The sequence below is a fragment of the Mucilaginibacter sp. genome (genome assembly GCF_028288225.1).
Lineage (GTDB): Bacteria > Bacteroidota > Bacteroidia > Sphingobacteriales > Sphingobacteriaceae > Mucilaginibacter.
This window is the reverse complement of sequence record NZ_JAQBOC010000033.1, coordinates 102,393-122,658: the sequence shown is the minus strand read 5'-3', so window position 1 is coordinate 122,658 and position 20,266 is coordinate 102,393. Positions and strand designations below refer to the sequence as shown.

The 20,266-nt window shown below is 41.4% G+C and carries 13 protein-coding genes; 10 read left to right on the top strand and 3 right to left on the bottom strand.

Annotated features, from left to right (window positions below):
• The first annotated feature begins 27 nt into the window (after positions 1 to 27).
• From JWQ54_RS10420 to JWQ54_RS10380, 9 genes are all read left to right on the top strand, one after another.
• Positions 28 to 2,403 carry an ABC transporter permease gene (locus tag JWQ54_RS10420; protein WP_299584148.1) on the top strand — a complete coding sequence of 792 codons (2,376 nt, stop codon included), beginning with the start codon at positions 28 to 30 and terminating at the stop codon, positions 2,401 to 2,403.
• Between the two features lie 206 nt (positions 2,404 to 2,609).
• The gene (locus JWQ54_RS10415; RefSeq protein ID WP_299584145.1) at positions 2,610 to 4,970 is read left to right on the top strand and encodes an ABC transporter permease; all 2,361 of its coding nucleotides are present in this window, start codon (positions 2,610 to 2,612) and stop codon (positions 4,968 to 4,970) included.
• A 71-nt stretch (positions 4,971 to 5,041) separates the two neighbouring features.
• A complete protein-coding gene (locus tag JWQ54_RS10410) occupies positions 5,042 to 7,444 on the top strand; it encodes an ABC transporter permease (protein ID WP_299584142.1) in 2,403 nt (800 codons plus the stop codon).
• A gap of 100 nt (positions 7,445 to 7,544) precedes the next feature.
• Positions 7,545 to 9,926 (top strand): ABC transporter permease, encoded by a 2,382-nt coding sequence (locus tag JWQ54_RS10405; RefSeq protein ID WP_299584139.1) that lies wholly within the window; start codon positions 7,545 to 7,547, stop codon positions 9,924 to 9,926.
• Between the two features lie 125 nt (positions 9,927 to 10,051).
• On the top strand, positions 10,052 to 12,520 hold the full coding sequence (locus JWQ54_RS10400) for an ABC transporter permease (protein WP_299584137.1): 2,469 nt from the start codon (positions 10,052 to 10,054) through the stop codon (positions 12,518 to 12,520).
• A gap of 54 nt (positions 12,521 to 12,574) precedes the next feature.
• Positions 12,575 to 13,267 (top strand): hypothetical protein, encoded by a 693-nt coding sequence (locus tag JWQ54_RS10395; RefSeq protein WP_299584134.1) that lies wholly within the window; start codon positions 12,575 to 12,577, stop codon positions 13,265 to 13,267.
• Positions 13,268 to 13,372: 105 nt separating this feature from the next.
• Entirely contained in the window at positions 13,373 to 14,020 is a 648-nt protein-coding gene (locus tag JWQ54_RS10390) for a hypothetical protein (protein WP_299584131.1), read from the top strand.
• 92 nt (positions 14,021 to 14,112) lie between these two features.
• Entirely contained in the window at positions 14,113 to 16,521 is a 2,409-nt protein-coding gene (locus JWQ54_RS10385) for an ABC transporter permease (RefSeq protein ID WP_299584128.1), read from the top strand.
• A gap of 187 nt (positions 16,522 to 16,708) precedes the next feature.
• Positions 16,709 to 17,122, top strand: a complete 414-nt coding sequence (locus tag JWQ54_RS10380; RefSeq protein ID WP_299584126.1) for a DUF5655 domain-containing protein — start codon at positions 16,709 to 16,711, stop codon at positions 17,120 to 17,122.
• Between the two features lie 57 nt (positions 17,123 to 17,179).
• Here JWQ54_RS10380 and JWQ54_RS10375 read toward each other — a convergent pair whose 3' ends face one another.
• A complete protein-coding gene (locus tag JWQ54_RS10375; protein WP_299584123.1) occupies positions 17,180 to 17,488 on the bottom strand; it encodes a pentapeptide repeat-containing protein in 309 nt (102 codons plus the stop codon).
• 206 nt (positions 17,489 to 17,694) lie between these two features.
• Positions 17,695 to 18,252, bottom strand: coding sequence for an arylesterase (locus JWQ54_RS10370; protein ID WP_299584120.1), 558 nt, complete (start codon positions 18,250 to 18,252; stop codon positions 17,695 to 17,697).
• 177 nt (positions 18,253 to 18,429) lie between these two features.
• On the opposite strand from JWQ54_RS10370, the gene JWQ54_RS10365 reads away from it, so the two are divergent.
• Entirely contained in the window at positions 18,430 to 19,419 is a 990-nt protein-coding gene (locus JWQ54_RS10365; RefSeq protein WP_299584117.1) for a hypothetical protein, read from the top strand.
• Between the two features lie 14 nt (positions 19,420 to 19,433).
• Here the strand turns inward: JWQ54_RS10365 and JWQ54_RS10360 are convergent, their stop codons facing one another.
• Positions 19,434 to 20,204, bottom strand: a complete 771-nt coding sequence (locus tag JWQ54_RS10360) for a TlpA disulfide reductase family protein (protein WP_299584114.1) — start codon at positions 20,202 to 20,204, stop codon at positions 19,434 to 19,436.
• Positions 20,205 to 20,266 lie beyond the last annotated feature (62 nt).

The window sequence follows — 20,266 nt, the reverse complement described above, 5'->3', positions numbered from 1 at the left end:
AAAACAGTGACCTAATGAACTAACATCATGATAAAAAATTATTTAAAAATTGCCTGTCGTAACCTTGTACACAACAGGGTTTCATCACTGATCAATGTTGGTGGCCTGGCTGTGGGTATGGCAGTGGCTGTATTGATCGGCTTATGGATCTGGGATGAATTGTCGTTTGATAAATACCATAAAAATTACGACAATATCGCCCGGGTTATGCAGAATCAAACTACGAACGGAGAGGTCAACTCATTGAAAGCTATGCCAATTCCTGTGGCTTATGAACTTCGTCATCTTTATGGCAATGATTTTAAATACGTGGTATTATCTTCATGGACCAACCCCCACCTCCTTTCATTTGAAGATAAAAACATCTCTATGCCTGGCAATTTTATGGAACCCGGTGCGCCTGAAATGCTTACCCTAAAAATGACGAGAGGAACAGGAAATGCCTTAACAGATCCTTCGTCAATATTGCTATCAGAATCGGTATCCAAGGCTATTTTTGGCAGTGCCAACCCAATAAACAAAATATTAAAGTTAGATAACTTCACTTTAAAGGTTGCGGGCATATACCAGGATTTACCTTCAAATACAAGTTTCACTGATGTTAAATTTATTGCTCCCTGGGAATTATATGAGCACACACCAGAAATGCAGCAAGCCAAAACCAACTGGAATGCTAATTCTTTCCAGGTTTTTGCCCAGGTGGCTGATCAAAAAAATATAGTTGAAGTTTCAGCAAAAATAAAGGACCTTAAACTTAATAATGAAGACCAGGATGGTAAAAAAGGAAATTCGCAAATTTTCCTTTTCCCAATGAGTCGCTGGCATTTATATGCAGAGTTTAAAAATGGCATAAATACCAGTGGAAGTATCAGATATATTTGGCTCTTTGGGGTCATTGGCATTTTTGTGTTAATGCTGGCGGGGATCAATTTTATGAACCTAAGTACTGCCCGATCAGAAAAACGGGCTAAGGAAGTTGGGATCAGGAAATCAATAGGCTCATTGCGGGGGCAACTGATCTGGCAATTTTTAAGTGAATCTTTGTTGGTGGCAGTTCTGGCTTTTTTAGCGGCGTTGTTCTTCGTGCAATTAACCCTTCCATTTTTTAATGAATTAACGGGTAAACAATTATTTATTTTATGGAGTAATCCTTCATTTTGGCTAACAGGGATAGGATTTGTAATTATTAGCGGACTGTTTGCCGGCAGTTACCCTGCTTTTTATCTTTCGTCTTTTCAGCCGGTAAAGGTATTAAAAGGTTCATTTAAGGCCGGTAAAATGGCCACCCTTCCCCGTAAGGTACTTATTGTTGTTCAGTTTACATTTTCAGTAACAATGATCGTTGGAACTATAGTGGTGCTGCAACAAATTCACTTTGCTAAAAATCGTCCAATAGGTTACAGTCGCTCCGGATTAATTATGGTTAGGCCATATTCAGAGAATCTACACAGGAATTTTGACGCGCTTAGGAATGAGTTGCTTCAAACAAGAACAATAACAGAAATTGCTGAATCCGGAAACCAGATAACAAAAGGGAGCAGATCAAGCGGCGGTTTTAACTGGCAGGGTAAAGACGCCGGTACCGCTGGTGAATTTGCCACTTTTGCCGTAACTCCCGGGTACGGTAAAACAGTAAGCTGGCAATTTACCCAGGGCCGGGATTTTACAAATTCATCTGCTTCAGATTTAAATGGATTGATCTTAAATGAATCCAGCGTAAAATACATGGGACTTAAAAATCCTGTTGGTCAAATAATACGCTGGGATGATAAAAAATATACCGTATTGGGTGTTACGAAAGATATGATCGTGGAATCGCCATATGAACCTGTAAAACCAACTATTTTTTATATTGATGGCGGTGCAGGCCTGGTAAATGTCCGCATTAATCCTAAAATGAACGCAAGTGCCGCAATAAGCAATATTGAAGCTATTTGCAAGAAATATGCTCCCGGCGACCCTTTTGATTACAAATTTGTTGATAACGAGTATGCCAAAAAATTCGGCGACGAAGAACGCGTTGGCAAGCTTGCAAGTTTTTTTGCCAGCCTTGCTATATTCATCAGCTGCCTTGGTTTGTTTGGCATGGCATCGTTTATGGCAGAGCAACGGACTAAGGAAATTGGAGTGCGAAAGGTTTTAGGAGCTACAGTATTTAACCTATGGAGTATGTTATCAAAAGATTTTGTGCTGCTCATAATTATTTCGCTGCTTATTGCCACCCCGGTATCTTATTATTTTATGCATAACTGGCTGCAGAATTATCAATATCGATCTGTAATAACATGGTGGATCTTTGCTGTGACCGGGTTGGGTGCAATGACGCTTACCTTACTTACAGTTAGTTATCAAAGTATTAAAGCAGCATTGGCAAACCCGGTAAAAAGTTTGCGTTCGGAGTGATCAGAGATTAGAGGCCAGAGGTTAGTTGAAGAATAAGTAATTATATTATATAAGAAAATAAATAAAAGTTCAGAAGTTAACAGTTTGCAGTTGGCCGTAAGCAGTTAATGCCCTTAGATAAATTGAAGATCTGAAAAAGTAACTCAGCAGGTGATTAAATCCAACTGCTGAATTATCTATGGCATAATGATTAATGACCAAATAAAATGATAAAGAATTATTTAAAAATCGCCTGGCGAAACCTGATCCATAACAGGGTTTCATCAATGATAAACATTGGCGGGCTGGCTGTTGGGATGGCTGTAGCTATGCTGATAGGCTTATGGGTTTGGGACGAGCTTGCTTTTGATAAATACCATCAAAATTACGGCGGTATTGCCCAGGTAATGGAAAACCAGCAGCTTGGCGATGATATAGGCACGCAGGGTTCCAAACCGATGCCACTGGCTAATGAATTGCGAACCAAATACGGCGAAAACTTTAAATATGTTGCCGCAGCCACATTTGGCGACCAGGTTATTGCCGTTGACAACAAACCAGTAACCAAATTCGGTGCGTTTGTTGAGCCTGATTTCCCGGTGATGATGACGATTAAAATGTTGCAGGGAAACCGGGCATCATTAAAAGACCCATCGTCGGTATTAATTTCGGCACCGCTTGCAAAAACACTATTCGGCAATGCCGACCCAATGAACAAAATTATAAAAGCAGGCGACAGTTTCACGCTTAAGGTGAGCGGTGTTTACCAGGATCTTCCTAAAAACACAACCTTTAGCGATGTTACTTATCTGGCGCCGCTTGATTTGCTTTTTAAGGGTAACGACGGAAAGACCGATTGGCACAGCAGTTCGTTGGAAATGTATATACAGCTTAATCCCAATCACACGTTTGAGGCAGCTTCTGTAAAAATCAAAAACGCTTTATACGAAAACACCAAAAGTGCAACCAAGCCTGCATTGTTTTTATACCAGATGAGCCGCTGGCATTTATTTTCCGATTTTAAAAATGGGATAAACACCGGCGGACGCATCCAGTTTGTTTGGTTGTTTGGCATAATCGGTTGCTTTGTTTTAATACTGGCTTGTATTAATTTTATGAACCTGAGTACCGCCTGGAGCGAAAAACGCGGCAAAGAGGTAGGGATTCGCAAGGCTATAGGCTCGATGCGAAGCCAGCTTATAGGCCAGTTTTTCAGTGAGTCGATTTTAATTGCAGGGCTTGCATTCTTATTTTCATTGGTTATTGTACAAGTTGCCCTGCCGGTTTTTAATGACATTGCAGGTAAACAGGTAGCCATTTTATGGGCAAACCCTATGTTCTGGATGCTGTGTACCGGGTTTAGCCTTTTCACAGGAATAGTTGCAGGCAGCTATCCTGCGTTTTACTTATCATCGTTTCAGCCGGTTAAGGTTTTAAAAGGAACATTTAAGGCCGGCAAATATGCCGCAGTGCCGCGTAAAGCGCTTATAGTTTTACAATTTACGGTTTCAATAATTTTAATTATCGGCACTATTGTAGTATTCAGGCAAATACAATTTGCTAAAGACCGGCCGATAGGCTATAGCCGCAATAACTTAATAACCATTCCGCTTAATAACGACTTCCAAAGTCACTACAGCGCCTTGCAAAATGATTTGTTAAAAAGCGGGGCGATCAGCCTTATGTCTGAATCATCAAGCGCTACAACAAACATTTCATCTGGAGCCGACAATTTAGCCTGGAAAGGTAAGGATCCAAACCGGCAGGCGGCATTCGGCACCATTTCATCGTCGGCTGATTATGGTAAAACCATCGGATGGAAAATAAAAGAGGGGCGCGACTTTTCCGCACAGTTCACCACCGACTCCGCCGCTTTTATATTTAACGAAGCGGCAATTAAACAGATGGGATTGAAAAACCCTATTGGTGAAACCATAAGATGGCACGGTAAAAATTTTACAGTGATTGGCGTGGTAAAAAACATGATAATGCGATCGCCCTTTGACCCTGCTGTGCCAACAGTATTTATGATGAATAGGGAAAGGGATTTCAATGTGATTAATATCAGGCTGAATCCTGCTATGGGTACCGAAAGGGCGCTGAATATAATAGGGGGTATTTTTAAAACCTATAGCCCCGCCGCTCCGTTTGATTACAAATTTGTGGACCAGGAATATGCTGTAAAGTTTGCAAACGAAGAACGGATTGGCAAACTGGCCAGTTGTTTTGCGGGCCTGGCTATATTTATCAGTTGCCTTGGTTTGTTTGGCATGGCATCGTTTATGGCCGAACAGCGCATAAAAGAAATTGGGGTACGAAAAGTATTGGGTGCAACAATTTTTAATCTGTGGCAACTATTGTCAAAAGATTTTGTCTTGTTGGTAATTATCGCTCTGCTGATAGCATCGCCAACGGCATATTATTTTATGCATAACTGGCTGCAGGGCTACCAGTACCGCACCGAAATTAACTGGTGGATCTTTGCCATAGCCGCCGCAGGTGCCATGGCGATAACACTTTTAACCGTGAGCTACCAGGGTATAAAAGCCGCATTGGCAAACCCTGTGAAGAGTTTGAAGTCAGAGTGATCAGAGGTTAGAGGCCAGAGATTAGTTAAAAAATGTTTCGACTATGAACTATCAACCATGAACTAAATAAAATGATAAAGAATTATTTAAAAATTGCCTGGCGAAACCTTATCCATAACAGGGTTTCATCAATGATAAACATTGGCGGGCTGGCCGTGGGGATGGCTGTTGCTATGCTGATAGGCTTATGGGTTTGGGACGAGCTATCTTTTGATACGGGCTATACAAATCGCGACCGCATTGCAAGGGTAACGGATAACTCCTTTATCAATGGCCAAACGGAAACCTGGGGCTCATCGGCCTGGCCGCTGGCACCGGGCCTGCGAAGTAATTTTGGCAACTATTTTAAACATGTGATCATCACCTCATGGACCGGCGACCACCTTTTAACCTACGGCGATAAAACTGTTACTCAAAAGGGTAATTACATGGAGCCTGCAATTACCGATATGCTCTCCATAAAAATGCTGAAAGGTACTGCCAAAAGTTTAAACGACCCTACATCTATCATACTTTCCCAAACAACAGCAAAAGCAGTTTTCGGCAATATTGACCCGATAAATAAGCTTATAAAGATTGACAAAACTCAAAATGCCAAAGTAACCGGCGTTTATGAAAATCTGCCCGAAAATTCATCATTTGGCGATTTAACTTTTATTGCGCCTTGGCAAATGCTGGCCATCAGTCAAAATTATCCCGGCAGGTTTAATAATCCGTGGGGTGCCAGCTGGTTCCAAACGTTTGTTCAAATTGCCGACAATGCCGACATGGCACAGGTATCAGCAAAAATTAAGAATCTAAAGCTAAACGCACTGCGGGGCCTGAATAATAGCGATGCCCGTCACAAATCGCAGCTGTTCCTGCACCCTATGGGCAAGTGGTACTTATATGGCGAGTTTAAAAACGGGATAAACACAGGTGGCCGCATCCAGTACGTTTGGCTGTTTGGCATAATCGGCGTGTTTGTGCTGCTGCTGGCATGTATCAATTTCATGAATTTGAGCACTGCGCGTTCCGAAAAACGGGCAAAAGAGGTTGGCATTCGCAAAGCTATCGGCTCCGTCCGCAGCCAGCTTATTGCACAGTTTTACAGCGAATCGTTATTGATCGCTATTCTTGCATTCTTTTTATCACTCCTTTTTGTTCAGCTATGCCTGCCCGAATTTAATCAGCTTGCGGCTAAAAAAGTAAGTATTTTGTGGGGCAATTCATTGTTTTGGATTTTGGGCATCGCCTTTACTTTATTTACCGGGCTTATTGCGGGGAGCTATCCGGCATTATATTTATCATCCTTCCGCCCGGTAAAAGTGCTGAAGGGAACATTCAGGGTGGGCAGATTAGCGGCTATTCCACGCAAGGTGCTGGTAGTAGTGCAATTTACCGTGTCGGTAGTGCTCATTATCGGCACCATAGTAGTTTTTCAGCAGATCCAGTTTGCTAAAAACCGACCTGTCGGCTATAGCCGAAATAATTTATTAAATGTAAGCCTGCAAACGCAGGATTTGAACAAACAATATCAGGCTTTAAGAAATGACCTGCTTGCAAGCGGTTCAGTAAGTAATGTATCCGAATCGGAGAGCCCCATAACCGCAATATACATTAGCAATGGTGGTTTTACCTGGAGAGGAAAAGATCCCGTTGTACAGGAGCAATTCAACAGCATGTCTGTAACTGCCGACTTTGGAAAAACGGTGAACTGGCAAATCAAAGAAGGCCGCGATTTCAATCCCGCATTTCTGTCAGATTCTTCGGGCTTTATAATTAATGAGGCAGCCGTAAAATTCATGGGCCTTAAACATCCTATTGGGGAAACTATCGAGTGGATTGGTAATGGCAAGTATAAAATTATTGGTGTAGTAAAAGATATGGTTAATCAGTCGGCTTATGAAACCGCTAAACAATCCTTCTTTTATTTACCAAAAAATTGGAGCCAGCTATCAAACATCAACATAAAAATTAACCCGCTGGTAAGTGCACATGCCGCAATGAATAAGATCAAGGCCATTTTAAAGAAATACGACCCTTCAACCTCTTTTAACATCCAGTTTGTTGATGATGATTATGCCGGCAAGTTTGATAATGAAGAACGGATAGGTAAACTGGCCAGCTGTTTTGCGGGTCTGGCCATATTCATCAGCTGCCTTGGTTTGTTTGGTATGGCATCATTTACAGCTGAGCAACGCATTAAAGAAATTGGCGTGCGCAAGGTATTGGGCGCAACGATATTTAACCTATGGCAATTATTATCAAAAGATTTTGTGGTACTAGTAACCATATCGTTACTGATAGCATCGCCAATGGCCTGGTATTTTATGCATAACTGGCTGCAAAGCTACCAGTACCGCACCGAAATAAGTGGCTGGGTCTTCGCTATCGCAGCAATTGGCGCAATGGTAATTACCCTGTTAACAGTTAGCTACCAAAGTATAAAAGCAGCATTGGCAAATCCGGTGAGAAGCTTGAAGAGTGAATAGTCATTGGTCATTGTGTCATTAGTCATTTGGATAACCACTACAAATAGCTAATGCCCAATGACACAATGACTAATGACGTAATGACTAATGACCAACAACAATGATAAAGAATTATTTAAAAATCGCGTTCCGCAATCTTGTTAAAAACAAGGTACATTCCTTCATTAACATTGCGGGGTTATCTGTTGGTATGGCGGTAGCTATGCTGATAGGATTATGGATCTGGGATGAGCTATCATTCGACAAAAACTTTAAAAACTACAGCAGTCTTGCGCAGGTGAGGCAAAACTTTAACATTAACGGCGAAACCGGCACAGGCACAAGTGTACCCTGGCCTATAGGCGCCGAAATCTTTAAAAACTATGGCAGCAATTTTAAGGCTGTCAGCATGGCCTCGTTTACCTATAACCACATACTTACGCTTGGTGATAAGAAGTTAACCAAAAGCGGTACATTTTTGGAGCCCCAGGCGCTTGATATGTTTTCGGTAAATATGCTGAAAGGCAGCAAAACTGCCCTTAATGACCCTTCATCCGTTATTCTCTCCGCGTCAACAGCCAAAATCTACTTTGGCGATGCCGACCCGATGAATAAGGTAATGAAGATTGATAATAACCTGGTGGTAAAAGTAACCGGTGTTTACCAGGATTTTCCTTATAGCTCAACTTTTGCCGATGTAAACTTCATTGCGCCGTGGGAGCTTTTATCGACCGTGCAGGGAATGAAGCAGCAAAAGGATACCTGGCGGTGCAACTGCTACCTGGCTTTTGCACAGGTTGCCGATAACGTTGATATGAAAACGGCTTCGGCAAGAATAAAAGATGTAAAGCTTAGCAAAGTAGATAAAAGCGAACTGAAACAGAAACCGCAGATTTTCCTCGATCCGATGAAGAACTGGCATCTGTACTCGGATTTTAAAAACGGCAAAATTGTAGGCGGGCGCATCCAGTATGTTTGGCTGTTTGGCATTATCGGTGTTTTTGTGCTGCTGCTGGCCTGCATCAATTTCATGAACCTGAGCACCGCCCGGTCTGAAAAACGGGCAAAAGAGGTAGGCATCCGCAAGGCTATAGGCTCCTTACGTGTGCAGCTCATTTACCAGTTTTTAAGCGAATCGTTGTTGGTGGTTGTTTTTGCCTTTGCGCTGGCTCTCCTGTTTGTACAGCTTGGGCTTCCATTTTTTAATGATGTGTCCGGTAAAAAAATGTCTATCCCCTGGGGCAGTCCTTTGTTCTGGCTAATGGGGATTGGTTTTAGTTTGATAACAGGGCTTATTTCCGGAAGTTACCCGGCGTTGTATCTGTCATCATTTCAGCCGGCAAAGGTATTGAAAGGCACTTTTAAGGTAGGCCGCCTGGCAGCTATTCCCCGCAAAGTATTGGTGGTAACACAATTCACTGTTTCAGTTACTTTAATTATTGGCACCATTATAGTTTACCGGCAAATTCAATTCGCCAAAAACCGTCCCGTTGGTTATACAAGGGATGGCCTTGTAATGCTGCCAATGGTTACGGGCGACGTACATAAACAGTTTGCTGCGGTTAAAGATGAGCTATTTAAATCCGGTACTATTACCAGCATAGCCGAAACCGGCAGCCCTACAACCGGTGTGTATTCAACAAATGCCGGTTTTGACTGGAAGGGCAAAGATCCATCGCTCGCCGTTGATTTCCCCAATATTGATGTATCGCCCGATTACGGCAAAACCGTAGGCTGGCAGTTTAAAGACGGACGCGATTTCTCTGCGCAATTTTTAACCGACTCTGTTGCTTTTGTTATTAATGAAACGGCTGCAAAATTTATGGGACTTAAAAAACCGGTAGGCGAAACCATCCATTGGGATGGTGTACCGTTTAAAGTAATCGGAGTAATTAAAGATATGGTTGTTGAATCACCATATGAGCCGGTGAGACCCATGCTTTATCACATGGCAAAAGGAGGTGAAGATTTTGTGATCCTCAAAATAAATTCAAAAATAAGTGCAAGCGAGGCTATTGATAAAATAGGCCGGGTGTTTAAAAAATATAATCCTGCCCAGCCATTTGATTATCAGTTCGCAGATACTGAGTATGCCAAAAAATTCGGCAACGAGGAGCGGATAGGCAAGCTGGCTAGCGCTTTTGCAGGCCTGGCTATATTTATCAGCTGCCTGGGGCTGTTCGGCATGGCATCGTTTATGGCCGAGCAACGCATAAAGGAAATTGGTGTGCGCAAAGTATTGGGTGCAACCGTATTTAACCTCTGGCGTTTGTTATCAAAAGACTTTGTGGTACTGATCGCTATTTCACTACTGATTGCAACACCAACCGCTTATTATTTTATGCATAGCTGGCTGCAAGGCTATACTTACCGGTCGGAGATAACCTGGTGGATCTTTGCCATAACCGCACTTGGCGCAATGGCAATAACATTATTAACGGTTAGCTATCAAAGTATAAAAGCAGCGCTTATGAACCCGGTGAAGAGTTTGAAGAGTGAGTGATTAGAGATTAGAGACCAGAGATTAGTTAAGAATTGATCCGGCTATCGTCATGAATCAAAAGACACTAATGACTCAATGGCCAACAAACTCCGGCTATGAACCATGAACTATTAACCATGAACTAAATGATATCAAACTATTTTAAAATCGCGTGGCGCATTCTGATCCGCCAAAAACTTTTTTCGCTCATTAATATAATGGGACTGGCCATTGGTATGGCAGCATGCCTGCTTATTGTGCAGTATATAAGCTTTGAATTAAGCTATGATAACTTCCATAAAAACGGTGCTAACATCTACCGCATAAAGCATCAAAACTATAGCCAGGGAAACCTGGTAGAAAATATGCCTAAAACCTACTCAGCAGTAGGTCCTGCTTTAAAATCCAGCTTTGCGGAGGTGCAGGAGTTTACCAGGATTTCAAAACTTGATGGGTTGGTAACTACCCAGCAACCCAATGGTTCTGTAATAGCTTTTAACGAAAGTAAAGTGTACCAGGCTGATGCTTCATTTCTGCGGCTATTCTCCTTCCCAATGGTGAAAGGCACAACTACGGCACTTAATGATCCAAATACGGTTGTTATTAGCGAAAGCACGGCAAAAAAATATTTTCCCGGCCAGGAAGCGACCGGTAAAACTATTCGTATCCAGCAGCAGATATCGGGCACTGATATTAAGGTTGTGGTTACGGGCGTTTGTAAGGATGTTCCTTCAAATTCGCACCTGCAGTTTGATTTCCTGGTATCTGGCGATGCAAAGGCAGGCGATTGGGTATATCCGGATTCATATACCTATGTTTCTTTATCGCCACAAACAAATCCTAAAACCTTTGAGGCAAGACTGCCGGCTTTTATAAAAAAATACGCCACTCAAAGCGGGCAGAATGCATCAAGTCCAACACAAGGAAAAACCAATATCAATAGCATTACGCTTTCCTTACAGCCGCTGCGCGATATCCATTTATACTCCAACCTCTCAAACGAGATCAGCAATGGCGGTAATGGCAATTTGGTTTGGTATTTGGGCCTCATTGCAGTGCTTATCCTGCTCATTGCTTATATCAACTATGTAAATCTTTCAACCGCCAAGGTAATTGAGCGGGCAAAAGAGGTTGGCATCCGTAAGGTACTGGGCTCACAACGCGCTCAGCTTATAAAGCAGTTTTTGTTTGAATCGTTGCTGCTGAATGTTATCAGCGTTGCTGTGGCTGTATTTATTGTACTGCTTTGTATGCCATGGTTCAGCGCGCTTTGCGGCGTGCAGATAGGTTTTACCTTATGGAAAGACCCTTATTTTGCATTTGGGTTTATTGGGCTTTTAACAGCAGGCATTTTATTATCGGCCACCTATCCAGCTCTTATCCTGTCAGATTACAAACCTGTACAGATCTTAAAAGGCAAATTCATGAACAATGCCCAAAGTATCCCACTACGGAAGGCCCTGGTTGTTTTCCAGTTTGTTGCCACCATTGCTTTTATGATGGGCACATTGGTAGTTTACCGCCAGGTTAACTATATGAAAAACTCAAACAGCGGGATGGATATGAAACAAACCCTGGTTGTTTTAGCGCCGCAAAACATAAGGGCTACAGACCAGGATGCCATGAATTTCGCAGCGAAGGACAGTGTTTTTCAGAATGAGCTTTTGCGCGATCCACGGATTAAAAATGTCACCTCATCATCCAGCATTCCGGGTGAGAGTATCGGCTACATTATGTCATACACCCGCCATACACAAGCAGGCGAAAAAAGCCTGAGGCTATCAACCCTTGAGATCGGTAACAGGTTCCTGGACCAATTTAAAGTAAAAGTAATTGCAGGTGAAAAAATTACGGCAAGAACCAATTTTTCAAAAAGCCCCATGATGCTTAACGAGGCAGCCGTTATTTCCCTTGGTTTTAAAAACGCACAGGACGCCGTTGGTAAATTTGTAGAAACAAAAAACGGCCGTGGCCGGGTGTTTGAGAATGAGGTGATAGGTGTAATCCAAAATTTCCATCAAACCTCATTAAAAGATGATTATACCCCGCTTGTTGTTCGCGCGATAGACCCTTCAAGTGTAACGCATTACGAGGTAAAGTTTAACAGCAGCAATTTGCCGCAAACTATTGCACAGATAGAAAAAACGTATAAAAATGTATTCCCAGAGGCTGCATTCCAATATTTCTTTTTAGATGAATTTTTTGATCAGCAATATAAGGTTGAGCAACATTTTGGCCAGGTATTCAGCCTGTTTTCGGGCTTTGCAATTTTTGTTGCCTGTCTTGGCCTCTTCGGTTTAACATTGATCACCATAACACAACGTATTAAAGAAATAGGCATTCGCAAAGTATTGGGTGCATCGGTATCAAATATATTGCTGCTCATTTCAAAAGACTTTATAGGACTGATCCTTATTGCCAACGCGATAGCCTTGCCGCTGGCTTACTGGGGTTGCTACAAATGGCTGCAGAACTATAAGTTCCGCATTGATTTTAGCGCCTGGTTTTTTATAATGCCAATGGTTATGGTGTTTTTAATTGCCATACTAACGGTAAGCTATCAAAGCATAAGGGCTGCGCTGGCTAATCCGGTGAGGAGTTTGAGGAGTGAGTGATTAGAGGTTAGGTAAGAAATTCAATTCGGCTATGAACCATAAACCATGATACCAATGAACAGATACCTAAAAACAGCGTGGAAATTCCTTATTAGTAATAAGGGATTCTCTTTAATTATCGTTTTGGCAAATTGCAATACGCCGGCTTATAGTCAGCAGGCAAAATCGTATGACCTGGGGAAGATGCTTACCGAAAAGCAACTTGTAATATACCCGGGTAAGAAAACCGCGCCAATAAAAGATGGCAGCAAAAATGGTATTACCACAAACGGTATCACCTGGTTAAAGGACATTGATTTTAGTACGGGCACAATTGAGCTTGATTTACGTGGCCGGAATGAATTTTTGAAAAGTTTTTTGGGGATTGCCTATCATGGAGCAGATACCCTTAACTATGAAACGATTTACTTTAGGCCGTTTAATTTTCAATATCCCGATACAGCCCGAAGAAAATGGTCGGTGCAGTACATGAGCATGCCTGATTATCCTTACGACCGCTTAAGAAAAGAGCAGACGGGTAAGTTTGAAAACGATATTCGACCCTATCCTAAACCTGAAGACTGGCTGCATGCACGCATAGTTATCACTAAGGATAGCACTATAGTGTACGTAAATGGTAATACAAAACCTTCGTTAAGTATAAAAAACATCAGCAAAAAAACTAACGGGCTCATTGGCTTATGGGCAGGGAGCGGCCCGGTTATGAGTGATTTTGCAAATTTGGTTGTGACAAAAGATAGAGATTAAAAGATAGAGACTAGAGATCAGAGATTAGTTAAGACAGAAGTCGGAAAGACATGCTCCGGCTATGAATTATTAATCATGAACAATTGAACCAATAAACTACCAGGAATGAAAACATACATTATAACCTTATTAAGCATTACAACCACTTGCTTGTTTGCACAGCAAAAGCAGGTGGTGCATAATTACACGCTAATTAAACCATCAGAATGGGTAATACCCAAAACCGATACCCTTGATTATGCTTTTGATTCCTATTCGGGTGCAAAAGCATTGTTGCTGAAACGGAAATTCGGAAACGCTAAAGGAGCCAGTGTTGCTTATCCAAAAGCCTTGAACTTTAAGGATGGTACAATCGAAATGGATCTGGCATCACCAGGCGGAAAGCATGGCTTTGTGGGTTTTGCATTCCGGATAAAGGATGCTCATCATTATGAAACGCTTTACTTCAGGCCGGGCTCTTCGGGCACTATCAACGCAGTGCAATACATGCCCGAAAAGAAAGCAGAATTTAACTGGTGGGATTATGAAGCTGATAAATACCAGGCAAAAGCAATCCTGCCGCTAACAGCCTGGTTTCATGTAAAAGCCATTGTTAAAGGCCGTGAGATAAGTGTTTTTGTAAACAATCAGCCTAAACCTGTAATGTTCTATAAAGATCTTGATCCTGCACTAAAAACCGGGTCGGTAGGCTTCTGGCTGGGAAACTGCTCATTAGGGGCATATAAGAATTTGGTAGTAAATAGTAGTGATTAGAGATTGAAAATCAGAAACGTCAATTAGATATAATCCGGCTGGAAGCTATTAGCTAAGCCACTAATAAACAAGTGAATTAATAAACCAATATCATGATAAAAAACTTTTTTAAGATCGGCTGGCGGAACATCATTCGCCATAAAACCCACACCGCAATAAATGTGGTTGGGCTTGCTTTAGGCATGACCTGTTGCCTGTTTATTTACCTGTGGGTACAGGACGAGCAAAGCATCGATAATTTTCACGCTAACGGGAATAGTTTGTACACCGTTTATAAAACGGTTGCTGCAAACGGGCAATTAACGGGCAGTTATGAAACCCCCTCATATATGAGTAATCAAAACGTCTTTGTTTTGGAGAATCTTAAAACTGCTATCTCCGAAGTAAAGAACGTCGCGTTATATACTACCGGTTATGAGCTACCCTGGGGGCATTTGGAAACGCTGCAGGCGGGCGAAAAGAAAATGAAGCTGGAGGGCTCGCGTGCCGGGGAAGATTTCTTCAAGATGTTTAGCTATAAGTTGGCAGCCGGTAACCCGCAAACCATTTTGAAAGACATGAAGGGGATTGCCATATCCCGCAAACTGGCCGAAATATTTTTTGGAAGTCCTCAAAAAGCCATGGGTCAAAGCATGCGTTTTGAAAACAAGCTAACCTTTTTAGTGACCGGCGTTTTTGAAAATATCACGGCGAAAAGCTCCTTACAATTTGATTTTCTTTTAAACTGGGAAGCCCAGAAAAAACTGCTCGACTTTCCTTCATCCAATATCCGGACTTTTGTCCAGCTTTCAGAAACGGCTGATGTTGCAAAAACTGAAGCTAGGATCAACAGCTACATGCAAACCAGCCTTTTTCAAAATCAGAATATTAAAACCAAGGTTGGCCTACAGCGTTTTGGTAACCAATATCTGCACAATATTTTCGTAAATGGTAAACCTGCAGGCGGCAGAATTGAATATGTAAACATCTTTAACGAGGTAGCTATTTTTATACTGATAATAGCCTGCATCAATTTCATGAACCTGGCAACCGCCCGGTCTGTAAAGCGCGCAAAAGAGGTTGGCGTACGCAAGGTTGCTGGTTCAACCCGCGGCAACCTCATTGCTCAATTCTTTGGCGAATCGCTGTTATTTTCTTTTTTGGCGATGCTGCTATCCGTGGTGCTGTTGTACGCACTTCTACCAGCATTTAATAATTTCACGGGTAAACAGTTTGAGTTTCCCGCAGGGCAGGTATCCTTTTGGGCTGCATTAACGGGATTAATGATAATTACCGGGCTTATTGCCGGCAGTTATCCGGCGCTTTACCTGTCATCATTAAAACCGGCAAGCGTTTTAAAAGGTGTTTTGCGTTTTACACAGGGGGCTGTTTGGTTTCGCAAAGGGCTAACGGTTTTTCAGTTTGCACTTTCCATCATATTGCTGATTGCTACTATTGTAATTACCCGGCAAACAAACTATGTTCAAAATGCACACCTGGGTTATAATCGCGAAAACCTCATTTATATACGTGTGGAAGGCAATCTTATTGATAAAAACAAATACTTATTATTTAAGGAACAGGCGATGAAGATGCCGGGCATTACAATGGTTGACCGCAGTTCAGAGGCCCCTCATGCTATGGATTTTGTGGTTAACTGGGATGCTATTAAATGGCAGGGTAAAGAAAAAAATGCAGTTGTCAGCATCAAGCCTGCCTCAGTTGGGTTTGATTTTGTTAAAGTGATGGGGCTGCAGATTGTACAGGGCCGCGATTTTTCGCATACTTTCCCAACTGATTCAATCGATGCATTTTTGGTGAATGAAGCCGCCGTAAAGCAGATGGGAATGAAAAACCCTATCGGTCAATGGGTATCTGCCTGGGATAAAAAGGGTCACATTATTGGCGTGCTAAAAGATTATCACACCCAATCACTCCATGAGGCTATTTTACCGGTAATGATAGATGTTAAGGAGGGCGAAAATTTTGGCGTTTTCCTGATCCGCACAAAACCAGGGCAAACCAAACAAGCATTGCAAAGCTTGGAGACGCTTTACAAAAGTGCCAACCCGGATTATCCCTTCTCGTACCAGTTTGTTGACGAGGAATATAAAAAACTTTACAGCAGCGAGTTGATCATTTCGCAGTTGTCAATCATATTTGCAGCAGTGGCAATTATTATTTCCTGCCTGGGCTTACTTGGGTTAGTTATGTTCTCGGCTGAGCAGCGCATCAAAGAGTTAGGGGTTCGCAAAGTATTAGGCGCATCAGTAAACCAATTGGTGGCCCTTTTTGCACAGGACTTTTTAAAACTAATTTTAATTGCCTTTTTAATTGCTTCGCCGCTTGCCTGGTTTGCTATGAATAGATGGATGCAGAGCTTTGCTTATAAAACCGAAATCTCCTGGTGGATCTTTGCATTATCAGGTTCCATATCGTTAATAATTGCTTTTGTAATTATGAGCTATGAGGCATTTAAAGCGGCGCTTACAAATCCGGTGAAAAGTTTGCGAAGCGAGTGATCAACGGGTTGGGGATTAGTGATTAGTCCCGAAAATTTATTCTATGAACTATCAACCATGAACCATCGCTATAAAGAGCTTAGATCTGCACACATGTGATCTGAGGTTTAGTTGAAAGCGTTCCGGGGTGAGATCCGGGACGCATTTTTTATATATTTGGCTAACTGAACTCTAACCTCCTACCGCCATGTGGATCTGTCCTTTATGCTCACAGGAATTTGTAAATACCAACCAGGTGCACTCGTGCAGGGATAAGGACCTTGCTGATTTCCTGAACGGCAAAACACAGCATACCATTGATCTTTTTGATCACCTGGTAAACGAATACAAACAAATTGGCAATGTGCGGCTGCATCCTGCAAAGTCAATGATCAGCTTTGCTGCGCGAAAAAGATTTGCGTATATTATACAGCTTGGTAAAAACTTTGTAGATGTTGTATTCCCCTTTAAACAGGCTTATGAAGATAATTTATGCTTTAACAAAATAAAGCCCGTACCCGGCAGCGACGATTACAATCATCATTTCCGCATGTATTTTAAAGATGATATTAACGATGAAGTGAAAATGTACATGAAGATAGCTTATGAAAGCGGATGTTGATCGGATCGTTTGGATATAGCTTTAAAGTTTAAAACTTTAACCTTGTGAAATTCTGGTTCAAATCTTTTTCAGCAGATCTTCCACCAAAATCCCGTTTATCTTCATTCCCGTTAAATTACACTCGGTAATATTTACATTGCTGAGATCACAATTTATTATGTTGCTGCCATTAAGATCGCAATTCTCAAACTTTAAGGGCCTTTGTTTGGCGGCAGGGTCATAAGCGGGGTGACCTTCAGGAGGCATTCCGATATTATGGATATAGGCGCCGCCAAGTTGTGCGCCTTCAATTTCCAGGTCGCTTAAATTGGCGTCCATTATTTTTACGCCTGTTGCACTTACGTCTTCAATACTTGCATTGTTCATGCAGAACTCTTTAAATTTTGAATCGTCAGATTTGACCATTTTACATTCAGTATCTTCCTGGCTTCAAGGATTTCCAAATGTTCATTAGCTGGTTCCGTTTGTGGTGATTTGCTTTCCATAACTTTTTGATTTTATCAAAAATAGCAACAAAATCTACGTCAGTAGAAGTGCTATAATGCCTTTATAGCGGTGTGTTTGTGCCATGTTTATATCATAAATTTTTGAATAACCGGCCATACATTGTCTGCAATAACCTTATAGCCTTCGGCATTGGGGTGCAGGCGGTCGGACAGGTTTAGGTTGAGCTTTCCGGCGACACCATCCAAAAAGGAAGGCACAAGACTCATTTTATTGGAATTTGCCAGGCTATGGAAAAGATCTCTAAACTGTGTTGCCACCGGACTATGGATAAAAGCCGGAATTTGCATCCCCATTAAGGCAATTTTAACCTGCGGATACTTGGCCTTAACTTTATCTGCTATTGCCTGTAAGTTTTTTAAAGTTGTTGACGGTGCTATACCACGAATAATATCATTAATGCCCAATTCAAGCACAAAAATACTTACTGGCTGGCTCAGCCAGTAATCAATTCTCCGCAGACCGCCTGCAGATGCGTCACCGTTTAAGCCAGCATTTATAATTTTATAATCAAGCTTTGCCGCTTCAATTTTTTGCCCAATAAGCGCCGGGAACGATTCTATTGCTGCATTGCGCAGACCATAGCCGGCGGTAAGGCTATCGCCAAAAAACAAAATATTTTGCATAAGGGTTTAACCTTGATCAAGGAGCTTATGTTCTGAACTAAAAAATTTATTTTTAAAACCGCGGACTCTTACCTTACGTCAGATACCCTTAAAAGGTTGACAAATATCAATTCCTTCTATTATATACGTTTCAAATAATCGCAAATTGGCTGCAGACTATTATCTTTAGACCCTAATATGAAGCACTATAAACCTTACCTTAAGTTACCTGTTTTTTTGTTGATGTTATTTGTTTTACAAAGCTGTGTAACCAAGCCCGGAACCTGGAAGAACGAAAAAATTGAAACCGGCATAAGATCGGATCTTCATGACCTTAGTAACGAGGCATTAACATACCTGAAAGTCAATAATTTTAAACGTTTAAAATTTATGATGTCGAAGGACTTGAAGGAAGACACTTACACAGAGCGGGTAGTAGAGCATATAAGCAATCATTTAAATGATTACAAATACAACCTATTCGACGAATATTATATTATCAATAAATACCATGATGCTGATACCATAAGCCCGGCCGGCAGCGGAATAAAAAGCTATGGCCTTATTTATAAGGGTACTGAAAAAGAAATGTATATAGCTTTCTTTTTGCCCAATAACTCCGAAAATGAATTTTTGATCAGTCTTGTCTTTTCCAAGTTCAACTACGGCTGGAAAATCAGCGGATTAGATGTTGAGCCTTATACCGTTAATGGGAAAACCGGTCCGGAGCTTTTTAAAATGGCTAAAGAGGCCTATAGCAAAAGCTCCCTTATTGATGCGGTAAATACCGCAGCTTTAGCTAATATCTGTAACAAGCCGGTTGACATATGGCAATACCCCGATGAAGCCGATCTTCACTCCTTTTATGAGCAAATTGTAAATGAGGCAAATGAGAAGTATAAGTTTCCCTTCATTCTTAAGGACGTACCTACAAAACCCCGGATAATAAGGATCTTTAATCAAACAGATGAGAAAGGCAGTTTCCCTATGGTCCAGTACTTATCTGCCATTAATTTAAAAGATACAACTGCAATTAAAAACGAGAATATGCAGATCAGGAAAGTGATAGGCAAAGTGATGCCCGGACTCGACAAGAATAAAAAATATGTGTTCTATGCTGCATTTAACAAAAAGCCATCGAGCCGAAAAGAAGTTGACCGTTTTGAAATGACCGATAAGCTTCAATAAAAATTATCAGTTGGTTATTTTGAAGCCTCGTTTTTTAACGCAATGGATAGTTCATCCGCATTGCCAACTACCTTGGCAATTAGGCCTCGTTTATTAACCAGATAATGGGTGGGGTATTCATTTGTACCAAGATCTTTTTCTATATATGATTCTTTAACATGAACAAGGGCATACTTAAAAACATGTGCTTTCATAAAGGCTTTTAGCTTGTCTTCAGGATCAAAAGCCAGGCTCACAAAAACTATGTCTTTACGATTTTTATATTGATCAACAACTTGGTTTAATGCAGGGATCTCTTCATTACAAGCCTGGCAATGTAAAAACCAGCATTTTATTACTACAATTTTCCCTTTTGTATTTTCATGATTATAAACTTTGCCATTAATATCTTTATAATTTAAACCCGGAAACTCTTTGCCTTCCATTTTATAATGCGCATAGCCTGTTTTTCCATAATATGCGAGCGTTGACCAAACATGATCTCTTACTTTAAGGCTTACCTTATATAGCTGATAACTATTACCCGATCCTGACAGCCGCATGGGGAGATAGCTGCCAGTAGCAAAAAGCTGGAAAAATTTCTTTTTACTTATTGCTTTTGACGAGGCATCGAAAGCAGTAAAATCCTCAGTGGTTTTTAAGTAGTCCCGGTTATAATAGGCCAGGCTTAAACCATCTTTTAAAATTTTGCCGGGGTCGCCAAGCGGTTTCCCGGGAAGTAAGCTTTGGGCGAAAACTGTATTAATTATAAAAAACAAAGGGAGGCAATAAAATATTTTCTTCATAGCTAAGGAATTGGTTAATTAAATATAGCGCTTATAAATTTAAATCCATCAATAGCTTTTTT

Coding starts and splice junctions, on each gene's coding strand:
- JWQ54_RS10420 (WP_299584148.1), top strand. CDS start 28: ATGATAAAAAATTATTTAAAAATTGCCTGTCGTAACCTTGTACACAAC.
- JWQ54_RS10415 (WP_299584145.1), top strand. CDS start 2,610: ATGATAAAGAATTATTTAAAAATCGCCTGGCGAAACCTGATCCATAAC.
- JWQ54_RS10410 (WP_299584142.1), top strand. CDS start 5,042: ATGATAAAGAATTATTTAAAAATTGCCTGGCGAAACCTTATCCATAAC.
- JWQ54_RS10405 (WP_299584139.1), top strand. CDS start 7,545: ATGATAAAGAATTATTTAAAAATCGCGTTCCGCAATCTTGTTAAAAAC.
- JWQ54_RS10400 (WP_299584137.1), top strand. CDS start 10,052: ATGATATCAAACTATTTTAAAATCGCGTGGCGCATTCTGATCCGCCAA.
- JWQ54_RS10395 (WP_299584134.1), top strand. CDS start 12,575: ATGAACAGATACCTAAAAACAGCGTGGAAATTCCTTATTAGTAATAAG.
- JWQ54_RS10390 (WP_299584131.1), top strand. CDS start 13,373: ATGAAAACATACATTATAACCTTATTAAGCATTACAACCACTTGCTTG.
- JWQ54_RS10385 (WP_299584128.1), top strand. CDS start 14,113: ATGATAAAAAACTTTTTTAAGATCGGCTGGCGGAACATCATTCGCCAT.
- JWQ54_RS10380 (WP_299584126.1), top strand. CDS start 16,709: ATGTGGATCTGTCCTTTATGCTCACAGGAATTTGTAAATACCAACCAG.
- JWQ54_RS10375 (WP_299584123.1), bottom strand. CDS start 17,488: ATGAACAATGCAAGTATTGAAGACGTAAGTGCAACAGGCGTAAAAATA.
- JWQ54_RS10370 (WP_299584120.1), bottom strand. CDS start 18,252: ATGCAAAATATTTTGTTTTTTGGCGATAGCCTTACCGCCGGCTATGGT.
- JWQ54_RS10365 (WP_299584117.1), top strand. CDS start 18,430: ATGAAGCACTATAAACCTTACCTTAAGTTACCTGTTTTTTTGTTGATG.
- JWQ54_RS10360 (WP_299584114.1), bottom strand. CDS start 20,204: ATGAAGAAAATATTTTATTGCCTCCCTTTGTTTTTTATAATTAATACA.